Origin of the sequence: Microbacterium sp. F51-2R (assembly GCF_052180235.1) — a bacterium.
Taxonomy (GTDB): domain Bacteria; phylum Actinomycetota; class Actinomycetes; order Actinomycetales; family Microbacteriaceae; genus Microbacterium.
Window position 1 is genome coordinate 238,914 of record NZ_CP197470.1, and the last position, 25,238, is coordinate 264,151.

Below are 25,238 nucleotides of genomic sequence, written 5' to 3' on the forward strand. Positions count from 1 at the left end.
TCCACGCCGACGGCGACGACCGCGACGACAGCTTCCTTCTCGTTGACCTTATCGATGGCCTCGTCGAGCGGGCCGCGCTTCGGTACGGCGCTGCCACCGTACTCGCCGTCGAAGATCGGAGAGCATGCGCGCGGTCGGAGCAGGCGAGGACCGGCGTGGGCGCAGCTCAGGTTTGTGTCATTTCCTCGTCCAGGAACTTGCTGATCGCTAGAGCTTCTCGAGCGTCGTGGCGTCGCGGATGCCCTCGTCGCGGGCGAGCTCGGCCCCGGGGACCTGCACGATCTCGTCGTCGAAGGCGCCCGCGGCCCACGCCTCGCCGGCCAGGCGGTGGCTGCGCAGGGCGAAGGAATCCTGCGCGTCGCGAGAGATGCCGTAGATCTCGGCGAGCTTCTCGGCCGACTCGCCGTTGGAGATCGTCCACGGCTTGGGGAAGGCGGGGTTGACCATGCGCCACCCGATCGACGTGTTCCACATCGTCTGGTTGCCGACGGCGGGGAAGGGCTTCGCCGCCTTCTCGACGACGAACGGGGCTCGGCTCATCGACTCGACGCCGCCCGCGAGGATGAGGTCGGCATCGCCGGCCTCGATGGCGCGAGATCCCTGGATGACGGCCTCGACGGAGGATCCGCAGAGGCGGTTGACGGTGACGCCGGGCACCGATGACGGGAATCCGGCGAGCAGCGCGCCGAAGCGCGCGACGTTGCGGTTGTCCTCGCCCGCCTGGTTCGCGTCGCCGAAGATGACGTCCTCGATGCGGGCGGGATCGATGCCGGTCCGCTCGACGGCTGCCTTCATCACGACGGCGGCGAGGTCGTCGGGGCGCACACCGGAGAGGACTCCGCCGGCGCGGCCGAACGGGGTGCGGACGGCGTCGTAGATGTGGGTCGCGGTCATGTCAGGTCCCCTCCGTCGGGATCGCCGGCGCCGGGTCGTACGGCAGCGCGGGCGGGGTGTCGAACTCGTGCAGCAGCGTCAGTCCGGTGAGCTCCGACAGCGACTCCACGGTGTTGTCTCCGAAAGCCTCGCGCACGGCGAAGCCGTCGGGCGTGACGTCGAACACGGCGTGGTCGGTGTAGACGCGCGTGACGCAGCCGACGCCCGTGAGCGGGTAGGTGCACTCGGCGACGAGCTTGGACTCGCCGGTCTTGGTGAGCAGGTCGGTCATGACGTAGACGGCCTTCGCGCCGATCGCGAGGTCCATCGCGCCGCCGACGGCGGGGATCGCACCGGGCGCGCCCGTCGACCAGTTCGCGAGGTCGCCCGTCTCGGAGACCTGGAAGGCGCCGAGCACGCACACGTCGAGGTGCCCGCCGCGCATCATGCCGAACGAGTCGGCGTGGTGGAAGAACGCGGCGCCGTCGAGGGCTGTGACGGCCTGCTTCCCGGCGTTGATGAGATCGGGGTCGACGTGCGCGGCGTCGGGCGCGGGCCCCATGCCGAGCAGGCCGTTCTCGGTGTGCAGGATGATCTCCTGATCGGCCGGGAGGTAGTTCGCGACCAGCGTCGGGGCGCCGATGCCGAGGTTGACATACGAGCCCTCGGCGATGTCCTGGGCGATGCGGGCCGCGAGCTCCTCGCGGGTGATGCGCGCGCTCACTGGTCGACCTCCGTCTCGGCCGCGGGGACAGCGGGTCTGCCCTCGAGGTCCACTCCCCCGACGAACCCCCCGCCGTCGAGCCAGCGCCGCTCGCCGACCGCGACGACGCGGTCCACGAAGATGCCCGGCGTCACGACGTTCTCCGGGTCGAGCGACCCCAGCGGCACGACCTCGTCGACCTGCACGATCGTCGTCGTCGCGGCCGACGCCATGATCGGACCGAAGTTCCGGGCCGTCTTGCGGTAGACGAGGTTGCCCCACCGGTCGCCCTTCAGAGCGCTGACGAGTGCGAAGTCCGCCTTGATCGGATACTCCAGCACGAACTGCCGTCCGTCGATCTCGCGGCCCTCCTTGCCCTCGGCGAGCTGAGTGCCGACGCCCGTCGGCGAGAAGAACGCGCCGATGCCCGCGCCCGCGGCCCGGATCCGCTCCGCGAGGTTGCCCTGCGGCACGAGCTCGAGCTCGATCCTCCCGTCCCGATACAGGCCGTCGAACACCCACGAGTCGTGCTGCCGCGGGAACGAGCACACGATCTTGCGCACGCGCCCCTTGGCCAGGAGCGCGGCAAGTCCCGTGTCGCCGTTGCCGGCGTTGTTGTTGATGATCGTGAGGTCTCCCGCGCCCTGCGCGATGAGCGCGTCGATGAGCTCGACCGGCTGTCCCGCGCGGCCGAACCCGCCGATCATGACGGTCGATCCGTCGGGGATGCCGGCGACCGCCGTCGCGGCATCCGGAACCGTCTTATCGATCACTCGCAAACTCCCGTAACTTCGTGTCCACAAACCGGCGTGTGAGGGCTATTTCGTTGAATGTGTAGACATGGAGGCTCTCATCGTTTTCTGACGCGCCCCCACTCGCTACCGCCGTCGCGAGGTGCGTGGGGTCGAACCGTAGGGACGAGTCACCGTCGTCCGCGACGACTTCGCCCACCGCCCGAAGCCCGAGGTCGATCATGATGCGATCGAGCCTTGCTTGGATCGCCGGCCCGGGGATTCCCACGCGAATCGGGGTCGACACTCCGTCGGCGCGCACTCGGCTGATCCAACTGTGGATCATCCGAGGAGACAGGCAAATCTGCGTAACGAGGCTCTGCGCGATTACGGATTTCGCATGCAGATCCGCCCGCTCGTCGTCCGGTGAAAGATATGGGTGACCTTCGGGATACGCGGCGAACAGCGTTTCCGGGAAGGATGCAGACCGCTCGTGGAGTGCGCGGTGGAGGTCGATCGCGCCTGCCAAGCCGCCGGCAGCAGGATCCATGTCGCCGGCGAGCAGTAGCGCTGAGGCGACGCCGGACTGTTGGAGGGCAACCGCGTGATCGGCCGCTTCCGCAGCGGCGCGGAACATGCGCGCCGCTAGATGGGCGGTGACCCTGTAGCCCGCTTCCGCCAGATCGACAGCCACCTTTCGGGTTGGCTCGATCCCCCGCACGGGCGACACTGTGACCGATACTTTCGAACCACGCGGGACATGCGCCACAACGTCGTCGACGATCCGATCCGATGGATAGACCTCGTACGACAGTCCCCCGCGGGCGGCGCTCACCGACCGGCAACCCGCTCGGCCATGCCGACAACGTTGGCGAGCAGCAGCGCGCGCGTCATCGGGCCCACACCTCCCGGATTGGGAGAAAGCCAGCCTGCGACCTCATCGACCGCAGGATCGACGTCGCCGGCGAGCTTCGCGCGCCCCGCCGTGGTCGTGCCCACGCGCGTCACACCGACATCGAGGACCGCTGCACCGGGCTTCACCCAGTCCGCCTTTACGAAGTGGGGCTGACCGAGCGCCGCGACCACGATGTCGGCGCTGCGCACCTCGTCGGGCAGATCGCGAGTACGTGAATGCGTGAGGGTCACCGTCGCATCGATGCCCTTGCGCGTCAGGAGAAGACCGAGTGGTCGACCGACCGTGACGCCGCGACCGATGACTGTCACTCGCTTCCCCGCGATCTCGATGTGGTTGCGATTCAGCAACTCGACAATGCCGGCCGGTGTGCACGGCAGCGGCGAGGTGACCGCGTGTGAGACACCGAGGACGAGGCGACCCAGATTGGTCGGGTGAAGCCCGTCGGCGTCCTTGTCGGGGTCGATCGCCTCGAGCACACGGTTCTCATCAACGCCCTCGGGCAGCGGCAATTGAGTGATGAATCCGGTGACCGCCGGATCGGCATTCAGATCGTCGACCGCTGCGAGGATGTCGTTGACCGTCGCTGAGGCTGGAAGCTCCCGGCGGATCGATTCGATTCCCACCTCGGCGCAGTCGCGGTGCTTGCCCGTCACGTACGATCGCGAGCCGGGGTCCTCTCCGACGAGCAACGTTCCGAGGCCGGGCACCACTCCGCGAGCGCGGAGCGCCGCGACACGCTCGCTCAGTTCGTGCTTGATGGCCGTCGCGGCGGCGATGCCGTCGAGGACCGCCGCCCGCCGCGGAGCCGTTCTTGACGCCGTGGCGGGGTGGATACTCACGCGCCGACCTGCACGTTGAGGGCGGGCCGGGAGACAGTTGAGCCGGCGACGAGGGTGTAAGCACCCTCGTCGTACGCATCCTGAGCGGTCACTCTATTGTCCGTTTCGGTTCGTCGTGGGCGTCAGTGCCACGGAGTCGGGTTCTGTGGTTTGAGTCAGTCGGCGACGGCATAGCCGACACCGGCGACGGCGCCCCCGTCGACTGCGAGGACGCTGCCGGTCGTGTAGGTCGCCCGGGTGACGAGGTAGAGCATCATGTCTGCAACCTCCTCGGGCTGACCGTATCGATGGATCGGCATCGCAGCGGTGATGGCCGCCTCGTCGCCGCCTGCCATCATGGGCGTGTCGGTGTACCCGGGCTGGAGCGCGTTAACCCGGATGCCGTAGGCGCCGAGTTCGAGCGCGGCGACCTGAGTCAGCCCCACGATGGCCATCTTGGATGCCACATAAGGAGCAAGCTGGCTCGGCGGGATCACCGCGGTGATCGATGCCGTGTTGACGATGGAGCCTCCGCCGGCCCGTCGCATCGCCGGGACCGCGGCCTGAATGCCGTTGAAGTGGCCGGTGAGGTTGACCGCGAGCACGCGATCCCACGTTTCGGGCGACATGTCGACGAGCGGTGTGGGCTGGTTGATCCCGGCGTTGTTCACGAGGATGTCGAGGCTGCCGCGTCCGAGGCGGAGTGCGACGTCGACGCACTGCGCCCACTGTTCGCGGTCGGTCACATCGAGAAAGGCGAAGGTGGCCCTTTCGCCGAGGTCGGCGGCGAGAGCCTCGCCTTCTTCTCGCAGGACGTCGGCGACGACTACCGACGCGCCGGCACCGACCAGCGCTCGACAGTGCGCCGCGCCGATCCCGCGTGCGCCGCCGGTGACGATCGCGGTCTTGCCTTCGAGTTCTGCGCTTGTCATGCGGACGCCGCATCCCTTCTTTCACCGTTCGAGCGCGACGGGCGGAACGTCGTCGTCCTGGCGGCTGAGCGGACGCATCTGGTCCGTGAGATTGAGCGTGGCTGATCGCCCCACCGCGGCTCTAGCGTGACCTCACGCGTTTGCACGCGGGTCTCACGCTCGCCGGCGGCGGTCACGACCGCTCCCCCGCACGCTCCAGGCGCATGTCGATGACGCCGGTGATCAGTTCACGATCCACCGCTGCCTGCATGGCCTCTCCCGCTTGGGACAGGGGGTAGACGCGAGTGATCATCACGTCGATGTCCAACGTGCCCGCCTCGACCGCTTCGGCGATGCGCTGGACATCGCGGTCGAGGAAGCCCCCGCCCGATTGCGAACCCTTGATGATTCGTCCGAACAACGAGACCACGTTGGTGGGCAGGTGCGACGTCGCAGAATCAAGGGGTGCGACCATGCTTGTGCTCACCACCGTGCCGCCGTTGCGCGAGGCGGCAAACGCCTGTTCGAGCCCACCGGCTTCGCCTGTCGCCTCCAGCGCGAGATCCGCGCCGCGCCCACCCGTGTGTTCCTTGATCACCGTGTCGGCCCCCTGGACGTCTGCCACAGCCGTCGCACCCACCCGGAGTGCGAAGTCGCGACGCTCGGGCATCGGGTCGACTGCGATGATCGCGCCTGCGCCCGCGGCCTTCGCCGCCTGAATCATCCAGAGACCGAGGTGGCCGCACCCGATCACCGCCACGCTGTCGCCCGGCTGAACCCTGCCCACCTCCCATACAGCTCCCACGCCGGACAGTCCGCCACACCCCAGCAGTGCAAGTTGCGCAGCGTCGAGAGTGCTGTCGACGACTGCATAGCAGTGCTCCCGGTAATTCATGTACTCAGCGAAGGTGCCCGCCGCGCCGAACCCTGCGACAGCAACGCCGCCCGCGGTGCGACCGACGACCGGTGGCTCCGCGACTTCGATCCACAGTCGATCGCACTGCGATGGACTGCCGTGTGTACACGGGTAGCATCGTCCGCACTCCATCGTGCCGGCGACCACGATCCGATCCCCGACTTTCGTCTTAACGACACCGGGACCAACCTCGACGACGGTGCCGCAGGCGCTGTGACCGGGGACGAAGCGGCGATCAGGGCTGACGGGGTTGTCCATGAATAGCTGGTCTGTTCGGCAGACCGCGCTCGCATCGATGCGCACGCGCACCTCGCCACGACCAGGAGTGTCGAGCTCGATCTCTTCGATCTCGATCGGCGCGCCGTTTCCACGCGCGAGTGCTGCTCTCATACGGACACCTTCGTCTCGGGCACGGGCTCATGTCGGCCGGCGGCGCGCGGGGCCCCGTGCGCTTCCATCGTGGAGCCGCGTGCGGCGGGACGCGAGCCCGCGCTGAGGGTTCGGGTACCCGATCGGGTGAGTGCACCCTACGGACGCGCAGCGGCGCCGTGAGTTAATCTCATTGGCAGAATATGGGCGCGTCGGTGCCGACCGCCGGGCAAGGACATCATGACGACGACGCATCGCGGCCTCCCCGTCAGCCAACTCACGCAGTTCGTGGGACGTGACGCGGAGTTGAATAGTCTGCGGAAGCTGGTGTCCTCGCGACGTCTGGTCACCATCACCGGTCAGGCGGGCGTGGGCAAGTCGCGCACGGCCGCGCGTGTCGCAGACGTTCTGCGACGCTCGCTGGGCGGCTCCACCGTGCTGATTCCGATGGCCGGCCGGGACGCGGAGGATCTGGGGGCAGCGATCGGTGAAGCGATTGACTCCGCCGGAGGCACCGTGCCGGAGCTCGTGCGAGCGCTCGGGGACCGACCGCACCTACTGATCATCGACGACCTCGACGCTGCCGTCGCCGCAGGGGCGCTCCTCGAAGAACTGCTCCGCGGGACAGTGGAAACCCGCATTCTCGTGACCTCCCGAGGCCGCACCGGAATCGGCGGTGAGACGCCCTTCACGCTTGACCCGCTGGAGGTTCCCTCGGCCGCCGCATATCACGCGACCGATGCCGTGGCCCAGTCACCGACGTTCACCCTGCTCGTTGCACGAATTCTCGACTCGGATCCCAACTTCGACCGGTCCGCCGCGCCCACGGACGACCTCGTCGCGGTCTGTCGGGCGACAGATGGCCTTCCCCGGTTCATCGAGGCCGCCGCACGTGCGGTGTGCGCGTTGGGCGTGAGTGAGACCGCTGCTGCCGCGGCCGAGGACCCGACCGTGCTCGACGCGTTTCTCACGCATGGGGCGAGCGTCATCACCTCGCGCGCAGTGCTTGACGCAGACATGTCACGACTGTCCAGTTCTGCACGGCACCTGGTACGCCGGCTGGCGCTGCTTGAGTCCGGCGCTGATCTCCGCTTCGCCGCCGAACTGTTCGCCGAGGGCCGCCTGGCTCTCATCGCCTCATCAGCGGCCGAGCTTGTGGATCACTCACTCGTCCACTCGTCGACGGTCGGCGGTGAGCGCCGCCTGCGCGTCCCGCTGATGTACCGCCACCACTTGCGTGCGGACTGGGACGACGATGACCGGGTTCGTGATGAGCGCAGCGTCCGCGACGCGTTGCTGCGGCACCTGCGTCACAGCGCCGCCACCTGGTTCTCCGCCGATCAGCTTGCGGGAATCCAGTTCTTGAATCGGCACGCCGCGGACATCACTGCGCTTCTCGGCACGATGTCGAGCGAATCCGACAGCGCGCACGAAGCCCTCGAGGTCATCAGCGCATTGCGCTACTACTGGCAGTTGCATCCGGTTGATCCTTGGCCGCGGGCGCGCGACTGGCTCGCGACCGCCCTCTCCCTCGACTTCCGCCAGGACGCAGTCACTTTGCGGGCGATGCTCACTGATGCGTACATTGCTTTTCACGAGGGTGACCTTCACGGCGCACGCGCACAACTGGAGGCGATCCGCACCGAACTCGACTCGGACATCGCCGACGAGACCGACGCGATCTTCGCTCTCTTCGTTGAGGCGCTGGTCTCACTGGCCGAAGGTGACCTCGCCCGTGCCGAGACAGATCTCTCCCAAGTGGTGAGCGACTCACTCAAGCTCAACGCCCGGGAACACCTCGGCGAGAAGTACTGGCACCTCGCCGCGTGCCAGATTGCGGCTGGGAAGCAGGATGAGGCGCTGGACACACTGGCCCACGCGCTCTCGTACTGTGAACACGTGGGCGATGTGTGGGGCCGAGCGTACACCTGGTGCCTGCTGGCGCTGATCGCTGATCGCGAGGGGAGCCACACCGACGCGGTACAGCGGGTGCGCGAGTCGGTCGATGTCATGTCGGCCTACGGAGACCGTGTGGGATTGACGCTGTGCGTGCAGCTTCTCGCGGCGTTCTCAGCACGTCACGGTGAGGCGTCTAACGTGACCCAGTTCGAGGGCATTGTCGAGCGGTCGACGCTCTCGCGGCCCCCGGTCCCCTTGCCGGAACTGACCCGTGGGCGCCCGCAGCACGTCGGGCCCGCGACTCCTCTGCCTGATGACCTGTCGCTGAGTATCATGCTCGGCCGCATCATCGACGGCGAAGAGTCGCCGGTCGATAAGCTGGCCCGGGTTGACAACTCCAGTGTGCTCAGCGCCCGCGAAACCGAGATCGCCGCCCTCGTCGCCGAAGGTTTGGGCAATCCGGCGATCGCGGCACGGCTCGTACTGTCGCGGCGGACGGTCGAAGGGCACGTGCAGCGCATTCTCGCGAAACTCGGGTTTCGCTCGCGCAGCCAGATCGCCGTCTGGGCTGCTCAGCACATCACGTCTATCGCGGATGCGAAGAGCTGAGCTCTCCGCATCCGCGATCGGTCATTCAGTCGAAGACGATGGTGTGGTTGCCGTGACGGATCACGCGATCTTCGGCGTGCCACTGCACTGCCCGTGAGAGCACGGCGCGTTCGACGTAGGCGCCGCGAGCCTGCAGGTCGGCTGCGGTCATCGAGTGATCCACCCGGGTCACGTCCTGCTCGATGATCGGACCCTCGTCGAGGTCCTTCGTCACATAGTGGCTCGTCGCGCCGATCAGCTTGACGCCTCGCTCGTGCGCCTTGCGATACGGCGCCGCGCCGATGAACGCGGGCAGGAACGAGTGATGGATGTTGATGACCGGTACGCCGACATTATCGAGGAAGTCTTCGCTGATGATCTGCATATAGCGGGCCAGCACGATGAAGTCCACATTGCCCTTGAGGAGCTCGAGGATCCGCGCCTCTGCCTCAGACTTGTCCGCGCCTTGCGAGTGAACATGGAAGAACGGGATGCCGAAGGACCGGACGTCAGAGGCCACGTTCGTGTGGTTCGAGATCACCATCGGGATGCTGACCGGCAGCTCTCCACGACGGTGACGCCAAAGCAGGTCCAGCAGGCAGTGATCGGATGTCGAGGCGAGGACCGCCATGCGCTTGGGATTGGACTGATTCGTCAGTTGCCACTCCATTCCGTACGGGGCGAGAGTCTTCGCGAGATCCGCTTCAATGTCGGGGATGGCGGCTTCCAGATCAGCGAGATGGAACACGACTCTTTGGAAGAAGTCGCCCCCTTCCGGGTTCGACGAGTACTGGTCGAGCGACACGATGTTCCCGCTGTTGCGGGTGATGAGCTGGGTCACCGCCGCGACGAGACCCGGCTGGTCGGGACCGTGCACGGTGAGGCAGGCGTGGTCATTTAGCTTGGCGGCTAGGGGCATGTCGGATGCTGCTTTCGTTCAGGTCGACGCGTGCGCGTCGGTCATTCGGGTTCGGAGGGGGCAAGAGCGATGTCGAACACCGCGGAGCTCCAGGGCTGATCAAGAGTGCGACCGCCGGGGCCGGGGCCGGCCGAGTGCGCGACGAACGGCACGATCAGCGACTGCTTGACGCCGAACACAGCGTCTTGTGCGAGCCATTCGTCTCCCTCAACAAAGATGTGAGTGATGAGGGTCTCGTAGCCCGGGTGAGTGACCATGAAGTGGATGTGCGCGGGACGCATCGGCGAGCGTCCCGCCGCAGCGAGGAGGTCGCCTACAGGACCGTCGTGCGGGATCGGATACGCGGCCGGCTGCACCGTCCAGTACTCGAACGCGCCGGCGTCGTCGGCGAACAGGTGGGCGCGCCCAGCAAGAGCGGCTCCCTCATACTGGACGTCATAGAACCCGTCGTCGTCCGCGGCCCATACTTCGATGCGCGCGCCCGGGAGCGGCGCTCCTGAAGTCGAGCGCACCGACCCGCTGACGTGGCATGGGCGCCCGCTCATTCCTCCGCCGATGTCGTCGCCGTTCTCGATGAGGGGGGCGTCTTCCACGAAGAACGGGCCGAAGACGGTGGACTCCGTGGCGGAGGAGCGTGCCGGGGAGTTCACGGCCACGGTCATCATCGAGGCCCCGAGGACATCTGACAGCAGGATGAACTCCTGCCTGTGCTCGTCGGTGATGTGGCCCGCGCTCGTGAGGAACGCGATGGCTGCGTCCCATTCAGCCTGGGTGAGGCGCACATCGCGGATGAAGGCGTGCAAGTGGCGCACGAGCGAGGCCATCACGTCGCGTAAACGAGGAGCGGCGCTGGCAGCAAAGCTTGCGACCACCTCCTCGGTCAAGCCCGCTTCACGGGCCGCTTGCCGAACGGCGTCGTTGATTTGTGTACTCATTGAAGATCCTTTCCGTCGTATGCGGCGCCGAGCAGCTGCTGGAGCGCGTCCCGGGTCACCTCGCGCGGATTGTCGATAGGGAGCTTGTCGGCCACGACGTCGACCGCGACGGGGAGCTCGTCTTCCCGTATCCCCACCTCGCGCAACGTTCGGGGCGCGCCCGTGTGGGTGATGAGCTCCTCGAGCCCGGTCGCGGCATCCTCGGTGCGCAGGGCGGTCGCCAGGGCGGCGGCGGTCTCCGGCACGGCCGGGGCATTGAAGCGCAGGACGCGAGGCAGGATCACGGTGTGGGTGCCGGCGTGCGGGAGATTGAACGCGCCGCCCAGTGCGTGACAGATCTTGTGGTGCAGTCCCGATCCCGCATCGGCGAAGACCAAGCCCGCAAGAAAGCTGCCGTACTGCAGCTCATCCACCGAGCGAGCGTCGCCGCGGCCATGCGCACGCAGTCCGTCGGCGAGTCGGCGCACGCCCTCGGCCGCGACGACGGAGGTGAGCGGGTTCGCGCGCGGACCCCAGAATGCCTCGACGCAATGGGCCATGGCGTTGAAGGACGAGGTGACCTTGAGTCGCTCGGGTAGCCCGTCCAGGAGCGAAGGATCGTAGACAACAGCCTTCGGGAGAACATGCAAATCTTTGCCGGTGCGCTTGCGCCCATCGGTCGTGATGCCCCAGGTGTCGGTCATCTCCGAGCCAGCGAGAGTGGTCGGTACGGCGATGATCGGGATATGCGCTGTCATCGCGATGGCCTTTGCGGTGCCCGTCGTCGACCCCCCGCCGATCGACAGCACGAGGTCCGCCTGGACTTTGGCAGCGGTGCGGCGAGCCGCCTCGGCGGTCTCCGCGGGCACATGCTCGCGCACGTCTGCGAATCGCGCGACAACACGATCGCCCAAATCGGCGGTGAGGCGGTCCGCCGTCGCCACCTGCGAACGAGTTACGAGAATCAGAACGCGGCGCGCATCGTGGGTTTCGACGACTTCGCGCACGTTCTCCGCCGCTCGGCCCCGTCCGAATCGTACGTTGACAGCGCGTGAACTGTAGAGGAATGGCTCGATCGTCATGGCAGCAGGGAGTGGTCGCCGAGCCGGTGCCAGGCACGGTTGTGGTACACGAGAGGTGAACCCTGAGCGGCCGGTTCGGCAGTCGAGACCTGCACGGCCTGCGCGGCGACGACGGTCGACCCGCCGGCATCCATCCGATCGATGATCCGGCAACGAAGCCACGACTCGATCCCGTGAAAGAGCGGCTCGCCCGTCGTGAGCGATGACCAGATCATCGGGTCGGCGAATCGGTCGATGCCTGAGCTGGCACAGAGGCGGGCGATCGGCGCATCTTTCTCACTGAGCAAATGCACGACTATTGTCTCGGCGGCTCGGATGCCGGACGACGCAGACGAGAGTGCCGAGAGCGAGAAGATCAAAATCGGTGGTTCGGCACTCACCGAGACGACGGACGTCGCTGTGAGTGCGACCGGGCCGTCCGGCGTGATGGCCGTGATGACGGCGACGCCCGCCGGATGATTGCGGAAGGCTGTCTTGAATGCTTCCGGCGTGACCCCGGTCGGGAGGGCCGAAAAGTCTGCGCGGAGACCGGCACGACGTTCGGACATTGCGGTGTGCTTCATCCCTCTATTCCTTTTCCCCCGCGCGTGCGCGAACGTAGGCCGGCTTCCGCCGCTCAGAGCGCAGAGCGTCCATCAGCGCGGCCAGGTCTCGCCGCTCAAGTGCCTCGACGACTCCCTCGAGTTCACCGCCCGGCGCGATATTGGCGAGCATCGCGCGCGTGATCGTGCGTCGGTCGATGCCCGGGAGTCCGAGCGATCGGTAGGCCCGGAGGAGCGGGTCAGAACCAGCCAGTCCTACGAAATACTCCCCTGCATCGTCAAGCGCAGTGACGAGCCGTTCGATCGCATCGTCGCCATTGAGCGCGGCCGCCGCGCCGACGGCCGTCAGTCTGTCGCGAAGCCCCGCGACCTCGCTGTCGGTGATTCGTTCGACGATCTGGCACGCAACTCCCAGTTCCAAGACCAGTTTTGCTGCATAGGCAGCATCAACCACCTCGTCAGACACCCCGGTAACGTAGTAAACACCGTCCTCCCGATCGACGAGCGCTTCCGACTTCAGCCGAGACAGCGCCCGAAGCACGGCACCGCGTGAAACGGCGAAGCTCGTGGCCAGCGCGTCGGGGTCGAGGTGGTGGTCGTTGTCCGTCCGCACCGACAAGACGTGTGCCCGAACGGCGTCGAGCACCGTTCGGTCCGCGTCGGTGTCCACATGCGCGAACGCGCCGCGGTAGTAGGCGAGCGGATTCCCACCGGTCACGTCGACGGCGACAGTGCGGCCACGCAATTCCCAGTGCGATCCGGAAGCGACCGCATCTACAACCCGGCAGCTGATCGCGGCAACGCGGTGCGCGAGCAGGGGGCTGCCGAGGCAGTCGTCGTCCACGTCGATCCCGACGAACTTGTCAGGCACACGGCTGGCAAATACGCCGGCGAGCATGGCTGAGTCCTCATCGAGGACGTTCACGGCGAAACTGCCCGACTCGATGATCGCGGCGGCGGTGCCGGATGTCACCGACATCGAAACCATGACCGTCGGCGGGTCGGAAGCGATGGGAGCGATCGCCGCGACAGTAGCACCGACCGGTCTACCGTCGAGCCGCGCGGTCACGACGGCGACGCCCGACGCGAAATGGTTCATCGCGGAGACGAAGTCCGTCGGGGAGACGGACGTCACTGTCTCGTCCATGAGGAGCACCGGTCCACCTGCCGTGTCAGAGCGACGATGCTGACTGCTCATCGAAGTGCTGCGCGGTGTACATCGTCGCAATCAGGTCGGCGAGCTGTGTATTGAGGTGACTCCACCACTGGCTGAGGTCGCGCCAGATGCGCTCGGAGCGGTTGCCCTGCACGACGGCACTAGAGCCGATCGACTTGAAGAGGTACCCCTCAACTGCTTCCCACAGAAGCCGCCCAGACTCCTGCGCGATCAGTGCGACGCGTAGATCGGAGGCCCTGGAGTAGGGCTCGGACACGGACGCAGCGATTGTCTGATCGAACAGGGTGCCGGCATAGTCCATGCTGGCCACGGCGGCGTCAAGCTTTGCGCGGGCGGTCCCGTAGCGCCACTGGAAGAACGTGTCGTCTGAGCGCAGCGCGAACGGCGGTGAGACGGTCTTGCGGATCGTCATCTGCGCGTCGTACTCGTCGAAGAGCGCCAACGCCGCGCCGAGGGCGAGCGTGTTCAGCTCGAGCGAGAAGAACCCGAGCCCGGGCGCTCCGTACATGGCATTTCCATGAAGTTCGCGCCCGGGCGCCTGGGTGGACGGGTCGATGGTCAACTGGCTCACACCCTCAAGAACGAACTCTTCGGGGATGAACGCGCGCTCGAATTTGACGGAGTTCGAGCCGCTCCCCCGCAACCCCAGCGTTCCGCCCCAGTCGTCGAGGATCTCGTACGTGTCGCGCGGGGCGATGAAGTTGGAGACCACACCCGGGCGATCATCGTGGAAGGCGTGACCGCTGAAGTGCGTTGAGTAGGGAACCCCGGACGCATAACGGTGCACGCCGTCCACAAGGAACCCGCCGTCGACGCGCGTCAGAGTGCCAGACGGGGCGCTCGTCATGGGCGCCGCGAAGTAGTCGCCGGCGAAGACTTGACGTTGGGCCCGTTCGCCCCAGTACGACGCAACCTGCAGGTTGTGGCCGGAGGCGAGAGTGAGGCACCATGCCGTTGCCATGTCGGCCTTCGCGATCTCGCGCATCACCCGCAAGAACTCGGGAAGAGTGAACTCATACCCTCCCCAGGTCTTCGGCCGGATCAGGTGGTAGAAGCCGGCCTGAAGGAAACGCTGGTGGAGCGCTTCCGAGTGACGCGCATTGCGCTCGGTCTCCTCCGCCTCGGCAAGCACCTGCTCACCGATGGCGCGTGCGCTCGCGATCGCTTCATCCAGCGTGAGGGTCTTCGGCCGCGCAGCGGTGATCGTGGTTGCGGGGGCGTTCATGATCGGGATCCTTCGGTCGTCGTTGACGGAGCGTCATCACAGACTCTCGCTCGGATGTCTCCGGACCTAGAGTGAGGTCACCCGTTTCGTACGCGACCGCGCCTACGTGGGTGCAGGGTGTTCAAGGCTTCACGTTGTCGGTACGTGCCGCCGCGAACTCTTCGATCATGGTCGGGACAGCCGTCGCGATCGCATCGAGCCCAAGCACGCTCGAGATCTCCATCACCTCGAGGATCTGCTCCGCGGTCGCACCGTGGTTTAGTGCATTGCGGATATGAAGCTTCGTGCCGGGCACATAAAGGTGCGTCGCGGCGATGTCGTACGCGATGTAGATGAGTTCCTTCTCGGCCGGAGTGAGCACGCCGGTGCGCCACGGCACCGAGGAGAACTCGGTGTAGGCCGCGAACATCTCAGGGTCGAGCTCCAGCATCTCGTTCCAGAAGTCGTGCCAGTAACCGCGGGTCTCAGTGAACTGCCGCTTGAGCGCTTCCTGGTGCGTTGTGAGCGGAGCGGGAGCGGTCCGGCCCCTCTCCTCCAGCACTTCAACCAGCAGTGGTACGCCGATGTTCATCGTGTGGATACCGAGCGTCGAGGCCAGCTCGAGCACCTCGACGATCTCTTGCTCTGTCGCCCCGAGAGCGATCGCGCGGCGGATGTGACGCCGGGTGCCGTCGACATTCGCGTGGGTGGCCGCGGCGTTCCACGACAGGTAACAGAGCTCTTTGAACTTCGGGCTCAGGTGATTCTTCTCCCATGGCACCTGCAGCATGGTGAGAGACGCGGCGACGAAGTCGGGATCGATCCGAAGCACCGTCTCCCAGGCATCCGACCACTCGCCACGGTCCGCCAGGAAGCGGTTCTTGATGTCGATTTGCTCAGCAGTGAGGTCCATGTCGCGCTCCGTCATCCTTGCATCAGCGTGTGCGGTCGGAAATCCGACTCGCGCCATTCAGTGTGGTCGGCTATCGAGGCGAGCCGTCGGCCGCACCCGAGCAGCGGTCTGCGGGTATCCGGAGACCGCTGACGGGTTCACCGCGCCGACTCGGCCGTCGAAGCAGTAGACCGCCATGGTCATTGCGAGAGCCTTCCGATGATCGCGGCCAGGCCGCCCGGTACGCCGTCATACGCCGGAAAGCGCTCTAGGGTCGAAGGGTCGTGACCTGCTACAAGGTGGGTGATCTGCCCGGTCGCGACCAGACCGGATATCAGGTCGAAGGTGCGATACATCCTCGGCAGGTCAGCAACGTATGTGAAAGGCATGTCGGCTTCGAGCTCTTCGTAGTAGTGGACCGAATCGCTCGCCAGGAGCACGGGGCCGGCGGGGGTCTCAACGCGCACGATCGCTTGGCCCGGCGTGTGGCCGCCCACTTCGAGCACCTCGACGCCGGGCGCCACGGTGACAGCACCCGAGAAGGTCTTCACGCGTCCTTGTTTGCGTGCCTTCGCAAGCTCGGTCAGTCCGTCTGCGTCGGCTGAGTGATGGAACTGCGCCCGACGTGCCAGTGGCCCGAGCCAGAAGTCGACCTCGCTCTCGGAGACGACGATGCGAGCTTTCGGCAGGGCCGCGAGGTTCCCCGCATGGTCGTAGTGTGCATGGCTGAGCACGACGGTGAGCTCGGAGTCCAAGTCGATGCCGAGATGCCGCCACGCGTCAACGGGCGTCATGAGTGGAGTTCGGCCGCGGGACGCCCCTCCCTCAATGGAGTAGCCGGTATCCACGAGAATCACGCGGTGGGCGTTGCGAACTACCCACACGAAGTAGTCCATGTCGATCGGGGCGTCGCCATCGCCATACACGCCGTAATTCAGATACACCTCGCTGCGCATTGTGCGGCGGGTGCCGTAGCGGACGATGACGACCTCGTACCGGTCGTCCTCCTGCTCAGCCAAGGACGGTCGCGATGGCTCGGGCCGGCCCGTCGACTGCCGGGTAGTCGGCGCGTACCCGAGGGTCGTGGCCGGGGATGATACGTGCTCCAGTCGCGGCGGATAGCTGCTTCGCGAACGCGATTGCCGCCTTCATCTCATCGAGGTCGCTATGGGCGAAGAACGGCCATCCGCGCTCGAGCTGTTCGCCGAGATGAATGGCGTCTGAGGCCAGGATGAGTGGCCCGGACTTGCTCTCAACGTATGTGAGGAGCTGCCCCGGACAATGCCCCCCGACCGGGAACACCGTGATCCCGGGGAAGACCTCTGTCTCACTGTCGACGAGCCGCAGTCGGTCCTCATCTGCAGCGCGCATGATGGCGGTCACATCCCGCACCGTCGCGAACTCGCCGACGAGATGGTTCTCGGCGAGCTTCGCCGTCCAGTGCTGGTACTCCCTTCGCGCCGCGACGATCTGTGCGGTGGGGAAAAGGTCGATGTAGCCGATGTGGTCGTAGTGGAAGTGCGTGGCGATGATCAGCTGCACCTCGGCAGGGTCGATACCAAGTAGGCGGAGCCCATCCGGAGTCGGAGTGCGGCCTATCTCGCCAAGCCAATCGTGTCGAGAGATGTCGTAACCGGTGTCGACGAGCACAACCGAGCTTTCGGTACGAACTAGCCAGAAGGAATAGTCCATCTGTTGGTCGGCATCCGGCTCGCCTGAATCGGCAAACCCGTAAAAGACGATGCTCTTGCGAGTCACACGGTCCGCATACTTCACCTGAAGGACGCTGAGATGCTCGTGCTCTGCTGTTCCAGAAGCGCGTTCCGGTATCGGCCGCCGCGCATTCACCTGCTCCATGCGAGCCCCCTCGGTCGTCGTTGACAAGATCCGCTTCAACGGTCACCTCAACGCCCGGCGGTTCCTAGGGTGAGATCACCCGACTTTCACGCGAGATCCTCCATCCATACCAACGCTGCTGGCGGATCGGTAAGCACGAGATTGTCGGCGGCGCCTCTGCCCCCGGCACGACGGCGCCCTCGAGCGGCTGACATCCGTGCCGTCAGGGAGTGCGACAGAGGCCGAACCTGAATAGAGGTCTCGGTATCGAAGGCACATCCGGGCGGGATGCTTCCACCGGCGCCTGCCCCGTCAGGCGGTATCCGCGAAAGCCTCCACCGCTATCTGCACCCCCTGCATGCCGGGCTACCATCTGAGCATGGCTCCCGTGAACCGAAGCGACTCCACGCAAAGCGCGACCCCGCGGCGGACCGTGGTGCGTCACCCACCCCTTAGGAGCCAGGTCGCGCAGATCATTCGCGAAGCGATCGTGAATCTTGAGTTTGAGCCGGGATCCGTTCTCATCGAACGGGAGCTCTGCGAGATGACGCAGACGAGTCGCGCATCTGTCAGGGAGGCGCTGCGTCAACTCGAGGCGGAAGGACTGGTGGAGGCGCGCAACGGCAGAGGGATCATGGTCCGAGCCGTCAGCGCGGACGAAGCCCGAGATCTTTACGAAGTCCGCGCTGAGCTCGAAGGATTGGCGGGCAGGCTGTTCGCTGAAAGAGCCTCGGCGGACGAAGTTGCAGAGCTTCACCAGGCCCTCAAGGAATTGGTTTCGGCGGGTCGTGGATCGGGCGAGGCCCGCGCGATCCTCGATGCGCAGAGCCGGTTCTACGCAATCCTGTTCCAGGGGGCCGGCAACCAGTTCCTGGATGAGACCGTCCAGGGTATTCAGTGGCGTGTCGCCCAACTGCGTGCCGTAACGCTCGGGGTTCCTGGCCGTATCGACGCGTCGATCGACGAGTTCGTGCAAATCGTCGATCGCATCGATGCGGGCGACCTCGAAGGTGTTCGAGAAGCAACACGGCGCCATGTGATGGCCGCAGCGGAGGCCCTGCGACAGGTCGCATCCTCATAGCCCGCTGACCCAAGACCCGGCGAAACGGGACGGCAGGGTCCAGCCCTCTTAGCGTTCGACTCCACCTCAGAGGCCTGTGCATGCGGACTACTCCAGTGGCAGCGCACCGAACGCCCTCACACCGCAGCCGCGAAATCGGCTCGACATAGGACGGATCTCGCTCGACGAGCATCGGTCGAGATCATGCGCTGGAAGACGGGCAGCAACCGACGCTCCATACTGGCGAGTTCTGGACACCCACGGCCACGGTGCCGGTGAAAGCGGCCAGCATCGTGGATCACAACCCACGATGTACGGCAAAACGATGCTCGGGCTGTACATCAAGCATATTGTCAGATAGCCTGCTACCTCAGCCCCGAAGCTGAGTGCTCGGGGATAGCAAGCCAGGCATTGAGGCCTGATCTGGAGGTTGAACAACCGGCATGAGCACGATGACAGTGATTACCCAAGGAAATGCCGAAAAGCCGAAGCTCGACTTCTACGAGAAGATGATGCGCAGGTTGATTGAGGGTGAAGCGGCACAAGCGGTCTTCGTCGAATGCTGCAACGAGGATCTGGTATTCACCAATCCAGAGTTTCACGTGATATCGCCCGACAAGTCCCTTTACGGCTTGTTCGCTCTGGAGACCATGTCGCGCTACTACCGGACCGACGGGGAGGGATGGCGGAATATCACGATGAAGACGATCTGGTCGGAGGAAACCGAGACCACGCTCTACCGTGAACGCAATTTCATCGCCTCCGAACCCTTTGGCACTTTCGGCGGTTTTGAAGAGGGGGAACGGGCGAGCGACCTGGAAGTCGTTCTGAGAGTTATCGAGATCGTCACTTTTCGCGATGGGAAAGTGTCGGAGATTCACGCCGTCTACGACAGCCTGGGCTTCTACTACGATATGGCTGGAGGCGACTGGGACCTGGTGGCCAAGGCGATAAAGAACTCTCAGCACTGGTGGGCTCCCCAGCTCGAGAATGTCAAGAAGGGTCTTTACCCCATTCCTGACCCGGGACGAGTCTACGAAGGGTGACCCGGGCTACGAATGCCCACTGCTCGCATCGTTTAGGAATGCAGCTGTTGGTCGCGGCCGACGGCGGCTCTCGTCTGCTTGTCTGAGCAGCTCCGTCCTAGAGGCTTCTGAACTCCGCCTCCGCCTAGGCCCGGTGGCCGGGCAAGGGTCTGTGGCCGGGCGCCAGCAGGATCACTTTGGTGCGCAGGAATGTGTGCGGACGTCTCGCGACGGAACGCAACGTCCGTGCTCGCGCCGCCGACGCTTCGTATGTCCCAACGCAGTCTGAAATGCGTGCACGGCCGTTGCATTCCGTCGCATCGGGGTGGCGAACAGCACTCCATGCCCCTCTCTCGCACCTGACGATCCCCAGTGGGATCGTCAGGTGCGTCTTTCCGGTTCCGGGCGGCCCAAGCAGCACCACGTTCTGCGCTTCTAGCAGGAAACGAACCGAGGCGAGGCCGGCGCCGTGCTGCCGCGGTGGGCTGAGTGTGCCCGTCGAAGCCCTCCAGGGTCTTCCGCGTCAGGAAGCCGGCGGCTTGACCCCCAGCTCCCCGCCAGCCCACTCCGCGAGGAGACTGACTTTGTCAACCTGATCTGGCCCCGGGGTGACGTTTTGAAGTGGCCCCGTCGAGGCGTCGGTTCGATGTGGGGCGCTGTCTGCTGTCAGGCGCAGCAGGAGGTGGGGAGTTCGTTGCGGAAGAGGTTCGCGGTGAGGCGGATGCCTTCGGCCATGGTGAGGTACGGGGCCCACGTGTCGGCGAGTTGGGTGACGGTGAATCCGGCTTTAATGGCGTAGGTCGCGGCGAGCATCATCTCGCCGGCGGTTTCGGCGAGGGCATGGACGCCGAGGACTTTGCCGGTGTCCGCGTCGGCGACGATCTTGATGCCGCCGCGGGTGTTGTGGTTCGTGATGGCTCGGGGCACATCGGACAGCCTCAGGTATCGGCAGGCGCACCGGTATCCGGCGGCGATGGCTTCGGCTTCGGTGATGCCGGCGGAGCCGAGCTGCGGCGCGGTGAACAGGACGGAGGGCAACCCGGTGTAGTCGACCTGTTCGTGGTGGCCGAGGGCGTTGCGGGCTGCGATCTTCCCGGCCATCGCGGCGACGTACACGTACTGGGGCACGTCGGTGACGTCGCCGGCGGCGAACACGACCGGGTTCGTGGTCCGCTGCTGCTCGTCGACGATGATGAAGCCGCGGTCGTCGGTCGCGACGCCCGCCGCGGCGAGGTCGAGCCCGTTGGCGCGTGGTGTGCGTCCGGTGGCGATGAGGACGCGTTCTCCGGTGACCGCCTTGCCGGTGCGGGTGCGCACCCGCACCACGCCGTCGTCCTGGATGATCGTGGCGGCGCGGTCGCCTACGACGGTGATTCCCTCGGAGAGGAAGGCCTTGCGGAGTTCGGAGGAGAGTTCGGGCTCGGCGTGCGGGGCGAGCCGGCCAATGATGGTGACGGCCACGCCGAGGCGGGCGAAGAGCTGGGCTTGTTCGAGGCCGACGAAGCCGCCGCCGATCACTACGAGCGAGGCGGGCAACTCGGTGAGTTCCATTGCCGTGGTCGAGGTGAGGTAGTCGACGTGCTCAAGCCCGGGGACGGCCGGGACGTGCGGTTCGGCGCCGATGGCGACGAGATACGACCTGGCACGAACCGGTCGTTCGTCGATGAGGAGGGTTGCCGGGTCGGTGAATGTGGCGGCGCCGGGGAGGATGTCGAACCCGTAGGCGGCGGCGATGTCGGCGTACTTGGTCTGGCGGAGCATGCCGACGAGGTCATCCTTCTGCCGCACGAGGGCGCCGAGGTCGACAGTGCCGGCGGACGTGGGGGCGCCGGGGAACGGGTTCGCGAGGGCGGCGTGGCGGGTGTGCGCGGCGGCGAGGAGCGTCTTCGAGGGCACACAGCCGACGTTCACGCAGGTACCGCCGAGGGTGCCGCGTTCGATGGCGACCACGCTGGCCCCTTCGAGTCGGGCGTGGATCGCGGCGGACATCGCCGCCCCGCCCGTGCCGATCACCGCAAGATCGAACTCGCTGTGCTGCGTCATGATGCCTCCTCGGGTGAACCGGGCCGCTTGCGCGGTCACATCCGTCAGAATGGACCTTCAAGCATGCTTGAAGGTCAAGCCCGTTGGTGGAGGTGTCACAATGCGGATCGGAGAGCTCGCGGAGAAGGCGAGGACGAGGCCGTCGACGCTGCGGTACTACGAGGAGCGCGGACTGCTGCCGCCGCCGGAGCGCACACCGGCCGGGTACCGCAGCTATGGCGACGAGACGGTGCAACGGCTCGCGTTCATCGGCCGGGCCCGCGCGGCGGGCCTCACCCTTGCGCAGGCCGCGGAGATCCTCGATGTTCGCGACGCGGGCCGTTCGCCGTGCGCGCATGTGCGGGACCTCCTTGACCGCCGACTCGTGGAGATCGACGAGCAGCTCGAGCAGCTGCACGCCCTGCGAGGGAGCATTGCCGAGCTTCGAGCGCACGCGGCCGCTACGGCGTCCGAAGCCTGCACACCGGAGTCCATCTGCCGCTACCTCTGAATGGCTTTCGGATCGCTACTGCCGCTGACGGGTGTGGTTGAGGCGATAGGAGGTGGTGCCGGTTTCGATGATGGTGCCGTTGAACGTGAGCCGGTCCACGATCGCCGCGCACAGGCGCGGGTCGGTGAAGGTCTTCGTCCAAGCGCTGAATGACTCGTTGGATGCAATCGCGACGGAGTTCTTCTCTTCGCGCTCGGTGAGGACCTGGAACAGGAGTTCCGCGCCGCGCCGGTCGAGTTCCATGTAGCCGAGCTCGTCGATCAGGAGCAGGTCGACGCGGCCGTACCGGTTGATGGTACGGGTGAGCTGTTTCTCGTCGGCGGCTTCGACGAGCTCGTTCACGAGCTTCGTGGCGAGGGTGTATCGGACGCGGAAGCCTTTCTCAGCTGCGGCGGTGCCCAGGCCGATGAGCAGGTGCGACTTCCCGGTGCCGGAGTCCCCGATCAAGCAGAGCGGGTCGCCGCGGCGGATCCAGTCCCCGTTCGCGAGGGTATGGATCGTCGCCGGGTTGATGTTCGGATTCGCGTCGTAGTCGAAGTCGCCGAGCCATTTGTTCCTCGGGAACCCGGCTGCGGACACGCGGCGGACCACGGACCTTCGGTCCCGGTCGTCGCACTCGGCGAGGAGGAGTTCGGCGAGGAAGCCTTGGTAGGTCAGCTGCTCGCGTTCCGCGGCCGTGATCGCTTCGTGCATCACGGCCCGCATGGTGGGTAGGCGGAGCCTGCGGCAGGCTTGGTCAACGGCGGCCGCGGCGGCTTCTTCGGTCAGCCCGCGCTGTCGACGCAGGGTCGTGGTGACGTTGGTGGGAGTGGTCATGTTCCGGTGATTCCTTCTCTCTTATCGGTGACCGGCGGTTCCGGTTCGGGACGTCGGCTGAGGAGTTCGTCGTAGTGGGCGACGGATGGCAGCGGCCGCCGGTCGGCTGGGAGTCCGGCGATCACCGCGGCCGGATCCGCGAGGCGACGCTGGGTGAGGCTGAAAACTCGCTGCACATCACGTCGCGGTTGTTCAACGCGATGACGGTCTGACTCGGGCCCGGCCGCGTGCAGGCGGGCTTCGACCGCGACGACGTCGGCAGACACCGCCCCGACCGTGAGCGCGGCACGGATCCCTGCGATCACGTCAACGGTTCGCATGGTCCTGTGGAGCAGGAGCACGTCGATCAGCGCCCTTGTGCCGGCGCTGTCGCCGTCGACCTTCCGCGCTTGCTGCCAGAACGCGTCATGCGTTGTCGTGAACACGCCGGCTTCGCGTGCACGGGCCAGCGCGGTGGATCCGGGCAACGCGCCGGGCTTGCGTCTGAGGACCTCGAGGTAGTGGTCGAGGTTGATCGATTCGCCGCCGCGGGCCACGACCCGCTCGTGCCGAGCGACCTCGGCGTGGCCATCGAACACCACAAGTTCAGACGCCCGCAACGAGACGCGCACCTTTCGCCCGATCAGACGGGCGGGCACGGAGTACCTCGCCATCCGCACGGTGATCAGGCTCGAACGGTCTACCCGCGGGTAGAGCACCAGGCCAGGGTCGAACAGCTCGCCTGGCAATGACGCAAGGCGTGCTTGTTCGTCGGTGAAGTCTTGCCCGACAGTGCGGATCCGGGTGTTGATACGCCGCTCGTTGTCGCGCGCGTCCCACCGGCGGATCTGCTCGTTCAACTCGGCGAGCGAGTCGATGACCGGCATCGGAGAAAGCCAGGTGCGACGAAACCGACCGACTTCGCCTTCGACGCCGCCCTTCTCATGGGCGCCATCGATCCCGGGCTGGCAGTAGAACGAGTCGAACCCGTAATGCGAGCGGAACAGCACCCACCGGTCGTTCTCTATCCGACTACGGCCCTTCCCGTACAGCACCGTCTGCACCGCGGCCGTGAGGTTGTCATATCGGATGTGCAGGGTCGGGATCCCACCGATCTCGTCGAACGCGTCGATGTGTCCCTCGAGGAACGCTTCCTGCGATTGCGTCGAGTACACCCGGTGCACCGCCTTCCCCGAGTGCGAGAGCCGGAACGTGAACATGTGGCACTTCGTCTTCACCCCGGCCAGGATCACCCAGACCTCGCCGAAATCGACTTCGGCTTCCTCACCAGGTGCGTGCTCCTGCGGGACGAACACCTCGACGCGGCGCCCGGCGGCGGCGTCGATCTGAGCACGACGTACGCGCACGTAGTCGCGGACCGTCGAGTAGGACAGTCCCGTCGCTTCGTGCTCGTCGACCAGCCGCGCGAGAACCCTTGTCGCCGTGTGCCGCTGCTTGCGAGGAGCGTCCAGATCCTGCGTGAGCATCGCGTCGATCACCGCCTTGTACGGCCCCAGCCGAGGCGACATCCGCGTCGGAGTCTTCCGCTGCGGCGGAACCGGCGACGCCAGCGCCTGCCGCACCGTGCGACGGTGCACCCCGAACCTGTCTGCCAACGCGCGCACCGATAGCCCGTCGACGCGCGAGGCACGCCGGATATCCGCGAACAATTCCACTTTCGACCCCTGCCGGGCCCGCTCATCCTGAAGCAACACGAAACACACGCTCGGGTGGGGCCAGATCAAACCGTCAGAACCGCCCCGGCAAGTCAGAAAGTGGGGCCACTCCTAGCCGTCACCCCGGGGCCAAAACAGACTGACAGAGCCAGGAGACCTCGCGTGCGACAACGGCGGCGAAATAGGGGCCTCGAACGACCAGCCTGCCTCACGCGCCTGGCCGGCAATCCGGCTCGCCGCCTCGTTGAACCTGGGTGCTTTCACCCCAGGTGCACCCGGATCGGCGGCAACGCAGCATCCTCACCAGATCCGTCGCCAGCCGGTCGACCGAGGAAGCGCTCAGGGTGCGCACAACCCGCCCGGTTGACCACGCTCAGCCAGTCGATCAGCTGCTGATCGAAGCCCCCGGGACGGGCACGAGCGGCAGGGCGTGAACGAGATCTCGAACCAGCCGCTGCGGCGCTCCACGACGCCCTTGGACTCCGGATCCTTCGGCGGCATCACACAAGCTTCGTTGCGAAGGTTCCCACGAACGCGTCGCCCGAACGCCCCGCGGTCCACGCCTTGAGCCCACCGTCCGTGGCCAGCGGCCTGATAGGCGCCCACTCCTCCAATGAGATGACTCTCGAATCGTTGAGTGTTCGCTCTTCGCGCGGCCACTGACCAGTTTGCGAGCGACGTCGACACCGGCAACGGCGAACGTTGGCGGTGAGGCGCGACCCAGCGAAGGGCCGAAGGGCTCGAGTCGTGCTCGGCCGGGGGTCGCCACGTGCTTCAACGAAACTACCGAGGCACGCAGAGGAGCGCGAACGGTCTCCGTGAAGTGCCGGCCCGCGTGGTCGTCCCGCATCTCGTGAGG

At 66.1% G+C, this 25,238-nt stretch carries 23 protein-coding genes and 1 pseudogene; 4 read left to right on the top strand and 20 right to left on the bottom strand.

Annotation, left to right across the window (positions count from 1 at the left end):
• Window positions 1-210: 210 nt before the first annotated feature.
• The 7 genes and pseudogenes from ACSBPH_RS01115 to ACSBPH_RS01145 all read right to left on the bottom strand — a co-directional run.
• Window positions 211-894 (bottom strand): annotated as a pseudogene (locus ACSBPH_RS01115) (thiolase family protein); the annotation flags it as partial.
• Window position 895: 1 nt separating this feature from the next.
• Window positions 896-1,597 (bottom strand): 3-oxoacid CoA-transferase subunit B, encoded by a 702-nt coding sequence (locus ACSBPH_RS01120; RefSeq protein WP_442575787.1) that lies wholly within the window; start codon window positions 1,595-1,597, stop codon window positions 896-898.
• Complete coding sequence (locus ACSBPH_RS01125) at window positions 1,594-2,349, bottom strand: 3-oxoacid CoA-transferase subunit A (RefSeq protein ID WP_442575788.1); 756 nt, start codon at window positions 2,347-2,349, stop codon at window positions 1,594-1,596. The genes ACSBPH_RS01120 and ACSBPH_RS01125 overlap by 4 nt, the downstream gene beginning before the upstream one ends.
• Window positions 2,339-3,001 carry a methylenetetrahydrofolate reductase gene (locus ACSBPH_RS01130; protein WP_442575789.1) on the bottom strand — a complete coding sequence of 221 codons (663 nt, stop codon included), beginning with the start codon at window positions 2,999-3,001 and terminating at the stop codon, window positions 2,339-2,341. Before ACSBPH_RS01130 ends, ACSBPH_RS01125 begins: the two co-directional genes overlap by 11 nt.
• Window positions 3,002-3,138: 137 nt before the next feature.
• Window positions 3,139-4,056, bottom strand: coding sequence for a bifunctional methylenetetrahydrofolate dehydrogenase/methenyltetrahydrofolate cyclohydrolase (locus tag ACSBPH_RS01135; RefSeq protein WP_442577222.1), 918 nt, complete (start codon window positions 4,054-4,056; stop codon window positions 3,139-3,141).
• Window positions 4,057-4,217: 161 nt separating this feature from the next.
• Entirely contained in the window at window positions 4,218-4,973 is a 756-nt protein-coding gene (locus ACSBPH_RS01140) for an SDR family NAD(P)-dependent oxidoreductase (RefSeq protein WP_442575790.1), read from the bottom strand.
• A gap of 172 nt (window positions 4,974-5,145) precedes the next feature.
• Window positions 5,146-6,258, bottom strand: coding sequence for a zinc-binding dehydrogenase (locus ACSBPH_RS01145; protein ID WP_442575791.1), 1,113 nt, complete (start codon window positions 6,256-6,258; stop codon window positions 5,146-5,148).
• A 219-nt stretch (window positions 6,259-6,477) separates the two neighbouring features.
• On the opposite strand from ACSBPH_RS01145, the gene ACSBPH_RS01150 reads away from it, so the two are divergent.
• Window positions 6,478-8,745, top strand: a complete 2,268-nt coding sequence (locus tag ACSBPH_RS01150) for a LuxR C-terminal-related transcriptional regulator (RefSeq protein WP_442575792.1) — start codon at window positions 6,478-6,480, stop codon at window positions 8,743-8,745.
• 25 nt (window positions 8,746-8,770) lie between these two features.
• Here the strand turns inward: ACSBPH_RS01150 and purU are convergent, their stop codons facing one another.
• The 9 genes from purU to ACSBPH_RS01195 form a co-directional block, all read right to left on the bottom strand.
• Window positions 8,771-9,643 (bottom strand): formyltetrahydrofolate deformylase, encoded by an 873-nt coding sequence (purU, locus tag ACSBPH_RS01155; RefSeq protein ID WP_442575793.1) that lies wholly within the window; start codon window positions 9,641-9,643, stop codon window positions 8,771-8,773.
• 41 nt (window positions 9,644-9,684) lie between these two features.
• Window positions 9,685-10,578 carry a dioxygenase family protein gene (locus tag ACSBPH_RS01160; RefSeq protein ID WP_442575794.1) on the bottom strand — a complete coding sequence of 298 codons (894 nt, stop codon included), beginning with the start codon at window positions 10,576-10,578 and terminating at the stop codon, window positions 9,685-9,687.
• A complete protein-coding gene (locus ACSBPH_RS01165) occupies window positions 10,575-11,639 on the bottom strand; it encodes a maleylacetate reductase (protein ID WP_442575795.1) in 1,065 nt (354 codons plus the stop codon). Before ACSBPH_RS01165 ends, ACSBPH_RS01160 begins: the two co-directional genes overlap by 4 nt.
• Window positions 11,636-12,202, bottom strand: coding sequence for a flavin reductase family protein (locus ACSBPH_RS01170; protein WP_442575796.1), 567 nt, complete (start codon window positions 12,200-12,202; stop codon window positions 11,636-11,638). Before ACSBPH_RS01170 ends, ACSBPH_RS01165 begins: the two co-directional genes overlap by 4 nt.
• Window positions 12,203-12,206: 4 nt before the next feature.
• A complete protein-coding gene (locus ACSBPH_RS01175) occupies window positions 12,207-13,328 on the bottom strand; it encodes a flavin reductase (protein WP_442575797.1) in 1,122 nt (373 codons plus the stop codon).
• 25 nt (window positions 13,329-13,353) lie between these two features.
• The gene (locus tag ACSBPH_RS01180; protein ID WP_442575798.1) at window positions 13,354-14,583 is read right to left on the bottom strand and encodes an acyl-CoA dehydrogenase family protein; all 1,230 of its coding nucleotides are present in this window, start codon (window positions 14,581-14,583) and stop codon (window positions 13,354-13,356) included.
• A gap of 121 nt (window positions 14,584-14,704) precedes the next feature.
• On the bottom strand, window positions 14,705-15,490 hold the full coding sequence (locus ACSBPH_RS01185; RefSeq protein WP_442575799.1) for a carboxymuconolactone decarboxylase family protein: 786 nt from the start codon (window positions 15,488-15,490) through the stop codon (window positions 14,705-14,707).
• A 164-nt stretch (window positions 15,491-15,654) separates the two neighbouring features.
• Window positions 15,655-16,473 (bottom strand): N-acyl homoserine lactonase family protein, encoded by an 819-nt coding sequence (locus tag ACSBPH_RS01190; protein ID WP_442575800.1) that lies wholly within the window; start codon window positions 16,471-16,473, stop codon window positions 15,655-15,657.
• Window positions 16,466-17,311 carry an N-acyl homoserine lactonase family protein gene (locus tag ACSBPH_RS01195; protein WP_442575801.1) on the bottom strand — a complete coding sequence of 282 codons (846 nt, stop codon included), beginning with the start codon at window positions 17,309-17,311 and terminating at the stop codon, window positions 16,466-16,468. Before ACSBPH_RS01195 ends, ACSBPH_RS01190 begins: the two co-directional genes overlap by 8 nt.
• Before the next feature lie 358 nt (window positions 17,312-17,669).
• On the opposite strand from ACSBPH_RS01195, the gene ACSBPH_RS01200 reads away from it, so the two are divergent.
• Window positions 17,670-18,371, top strand: coding sequence for a GntR family transcriptional regulator (locus ACSBPH_RS01200; RefSeq protein ID WP_442575802.1), 702 nt, complete (start codon window positions 17,670-17,672; stop codon window positions 18,369-18,371).
• A 422-nt stretch (window positions 18,372-18,793) separates the two neighbouring features.
• On the top strand, window positions 18,794-19,396 hold the full coding sequence (locus tag ACSBPH_RS01205) for a hypothetical protein (protein WP_442575803.1): 603 nt from the start codon (window positions 18,794-18,796) through the stop codon (window positions 19,394-19,396).
• 124 nt (window positions 19,397-19,520) lie between these two features.
• Here ACSBPH_RS01205 and ACSBPH_RS01210 read toward each other — a convergent pair whose 3' ends face one another.
• Window positions 19,521-19,799: an ATP-binding protein gene (locus ACSBPH_RS01210; protein ID WP_442575804.1), complete on the bottom strand. Its 279-nt coding sequence runs from the start codon at window positions 19,797-19,799 to the stop codon at window positions 19,521-19,523.
• Window positions 19,800-20,041: 242 nt separating this feature from the next.
• On the bottom strand, window positions 20,042-21,418 hold the full coding sequence (gene merA, locus ACSBPH_RS01215; protein ID WP_442575805.1) for a mercury(II) reductase: 1,377 nt from the start codon (window positions 21,416-21,418) through the stop codon (window positions 20,042-20,044).
• 100 nt (window positions 21,419-21,518) lie between these two features.
• Between merA and ACSBPH_RS01220 the strand changes: the two genes are divergently transcribed.
• Complete coding sequence (locus ACSBPH_RS01220) at window positions 21,519-21,908, top strand: heavy metal-responsive transcriptional regulator (RefSeq protein ID WP_138176040.1); 390 nt, start codon at window positions 21,519-21,521, stop codon at window positions 21,906-21,908.
• Between the two features lie 15 nt (window positions 21,909-21,923).
• On the opposite strand, the gene istB is transcribed toward ACSBPH_RS01220, so the two are convergent.
• Entirely contained in the window at window positions 21,924-22,724 is an 801-nt protein-coding gene (gene istB, locus ACSBPH_RS01225; RefSeq protein ID WP_251201782.1) for an IS21-like element helper ATPase IstB, read from the bottom strand.
• Window positions 22,721-24,415, bottom strand: coding sequence for an IS21 family transposase (istA, locus tag ACSBPH_RS01230; RefSeq protein ID WP_138176056.1), 1,695 nt, complete (start codon window positions 24,413-24,415; stop codon window positions 22,721-22,723). Before istA ends, istB begins: the two co-directional genes overlap by 4 nt.
• Window positions 24,416-25,238: the final 823 nt, after the last annotated feature.

What these genes read in the sequence shown, in the direction of transcription:
- ACSBPH_RS01175 (WP_442575797.1), bottom strand. Translation starts at nt 13,328, where the DNA reads ATGGACGAGACAGTGACGTCCGTCTCCCCGACGGACTTCGTCTCCGCG.
- ACSBPH_RS01165 (WP_442575795.1), bottom strand. Translation starts at nt 11,639, where the DNA reads ATGACGATCGAGCCATTCCTCTACAGTTCACGCGCTGTCAACGTACGA.
- ACSBPH_RS01150 (WP_442575792.1), top strand. Translation starts at nt 6,478, where the DNA reads ATGACGACGACGCATCGCGGCCTCCCCGTCAGCCAACTCACGCAGTTC.
- istB (WP_251201782.1), bottom strand. Translation starts at nt 22,724, where the DNA reads ATGACCACTCCCACCAACGTCACCACGACCCTGCGTCGACAGCGCGGG.
- ACSBPH_RS01185 (WP_442575799.1), bottom strand. Translation starts at nt 15,490, where the DNA reads ATGACGGAGCGCGACATGGACCTCACTGCTGAGCAAATCGACATCAAG.
- ACSBPH_RS01220 (WP_138176040.1), top strand. Translation starts at nt 21,519, where the DNA reads ATGCGGATCGGAGAGCTCGCGGAGAAGGCGAGGACGAGGCCGTCGACG.
- ACSBPH_RS01170 (WP_442575796.1), bottom strand. Translation starts at nt 12,202, where the DNA reads ATGAAGCACACCGCAATGTCCGAACGTCGTGCCGGTCTCCGCGCAGAC.
- ACSBPH_RS01180 (WP_442575798.1), bottom strand. Translation starts at nt 14,583, where the DNA reads ATGAACGCCCCCGCAACCACGATCACCGCTGCGCGGCCGAAGACCCTC.
- merA (WP_442575805.1), bottom strand. Translation starts at nt 21,418, where the DNA reads ATGACGCAGCACAGCGAGTTCGATCTTGCGGTGATCGGCACGGGCGGG.
- ACSBPH_RS01145 (WP_442575791.1), bottom strand. Translation starts at nt 6,258, where the DNA reads ATGAGAGCAGCACTCGCGCGTGGAAACGGCGCGCCGATCGAGATCGAA.
- ACSBPH_RS01195 (WP_442575801.1), bottom strand. Translation starts at nt 17,311, where the DNA reads ATGGAGCAGGTGAATGCGCGGCGGCCGATACCGGAACGCGCTTCTGGA.
- ACSBPH_RS01205 (WP_442575803.1), top strand. Translation starts at nt 18,794, where the DNA reads ATGAGCACGATGACAGTGATTACCCAAGGAAATGCCGAAAAGCCGAAG.
- ACSBPH_RS01140 (WP_442575790.1), bottom strand. Translation starts at nt 4,973, where the DNA reads ATGACAAGCGCAGAACTCGAAGGCAAGACCGCGATCGTCACCGGCGGC.
- ACSBPH_RS01160 (WP_442575794.1), bottom strand. Translation starts at nt 10,578, where the DNA reads ATGAGTACACAAATCAACGACGCCGTTCGGCAAGCGGCCCGTGAAGCG.
- purU (WP_442575793.1), bottom strand. Translation starts at nt 9,643, where the DNA reads ATGCCCCTAGCCGCCAAGCTAAATGACCACGCCTGCCTCACCGTGCAC.
- ACSBPH_RS01200 (WP_442575802.1), top strand. Translation starts at nt 17,670, where the DNA reads ATGGCTCCCGTGAACCGAAGCGACTCCACGCAAAGCGCGACCCCGCGG.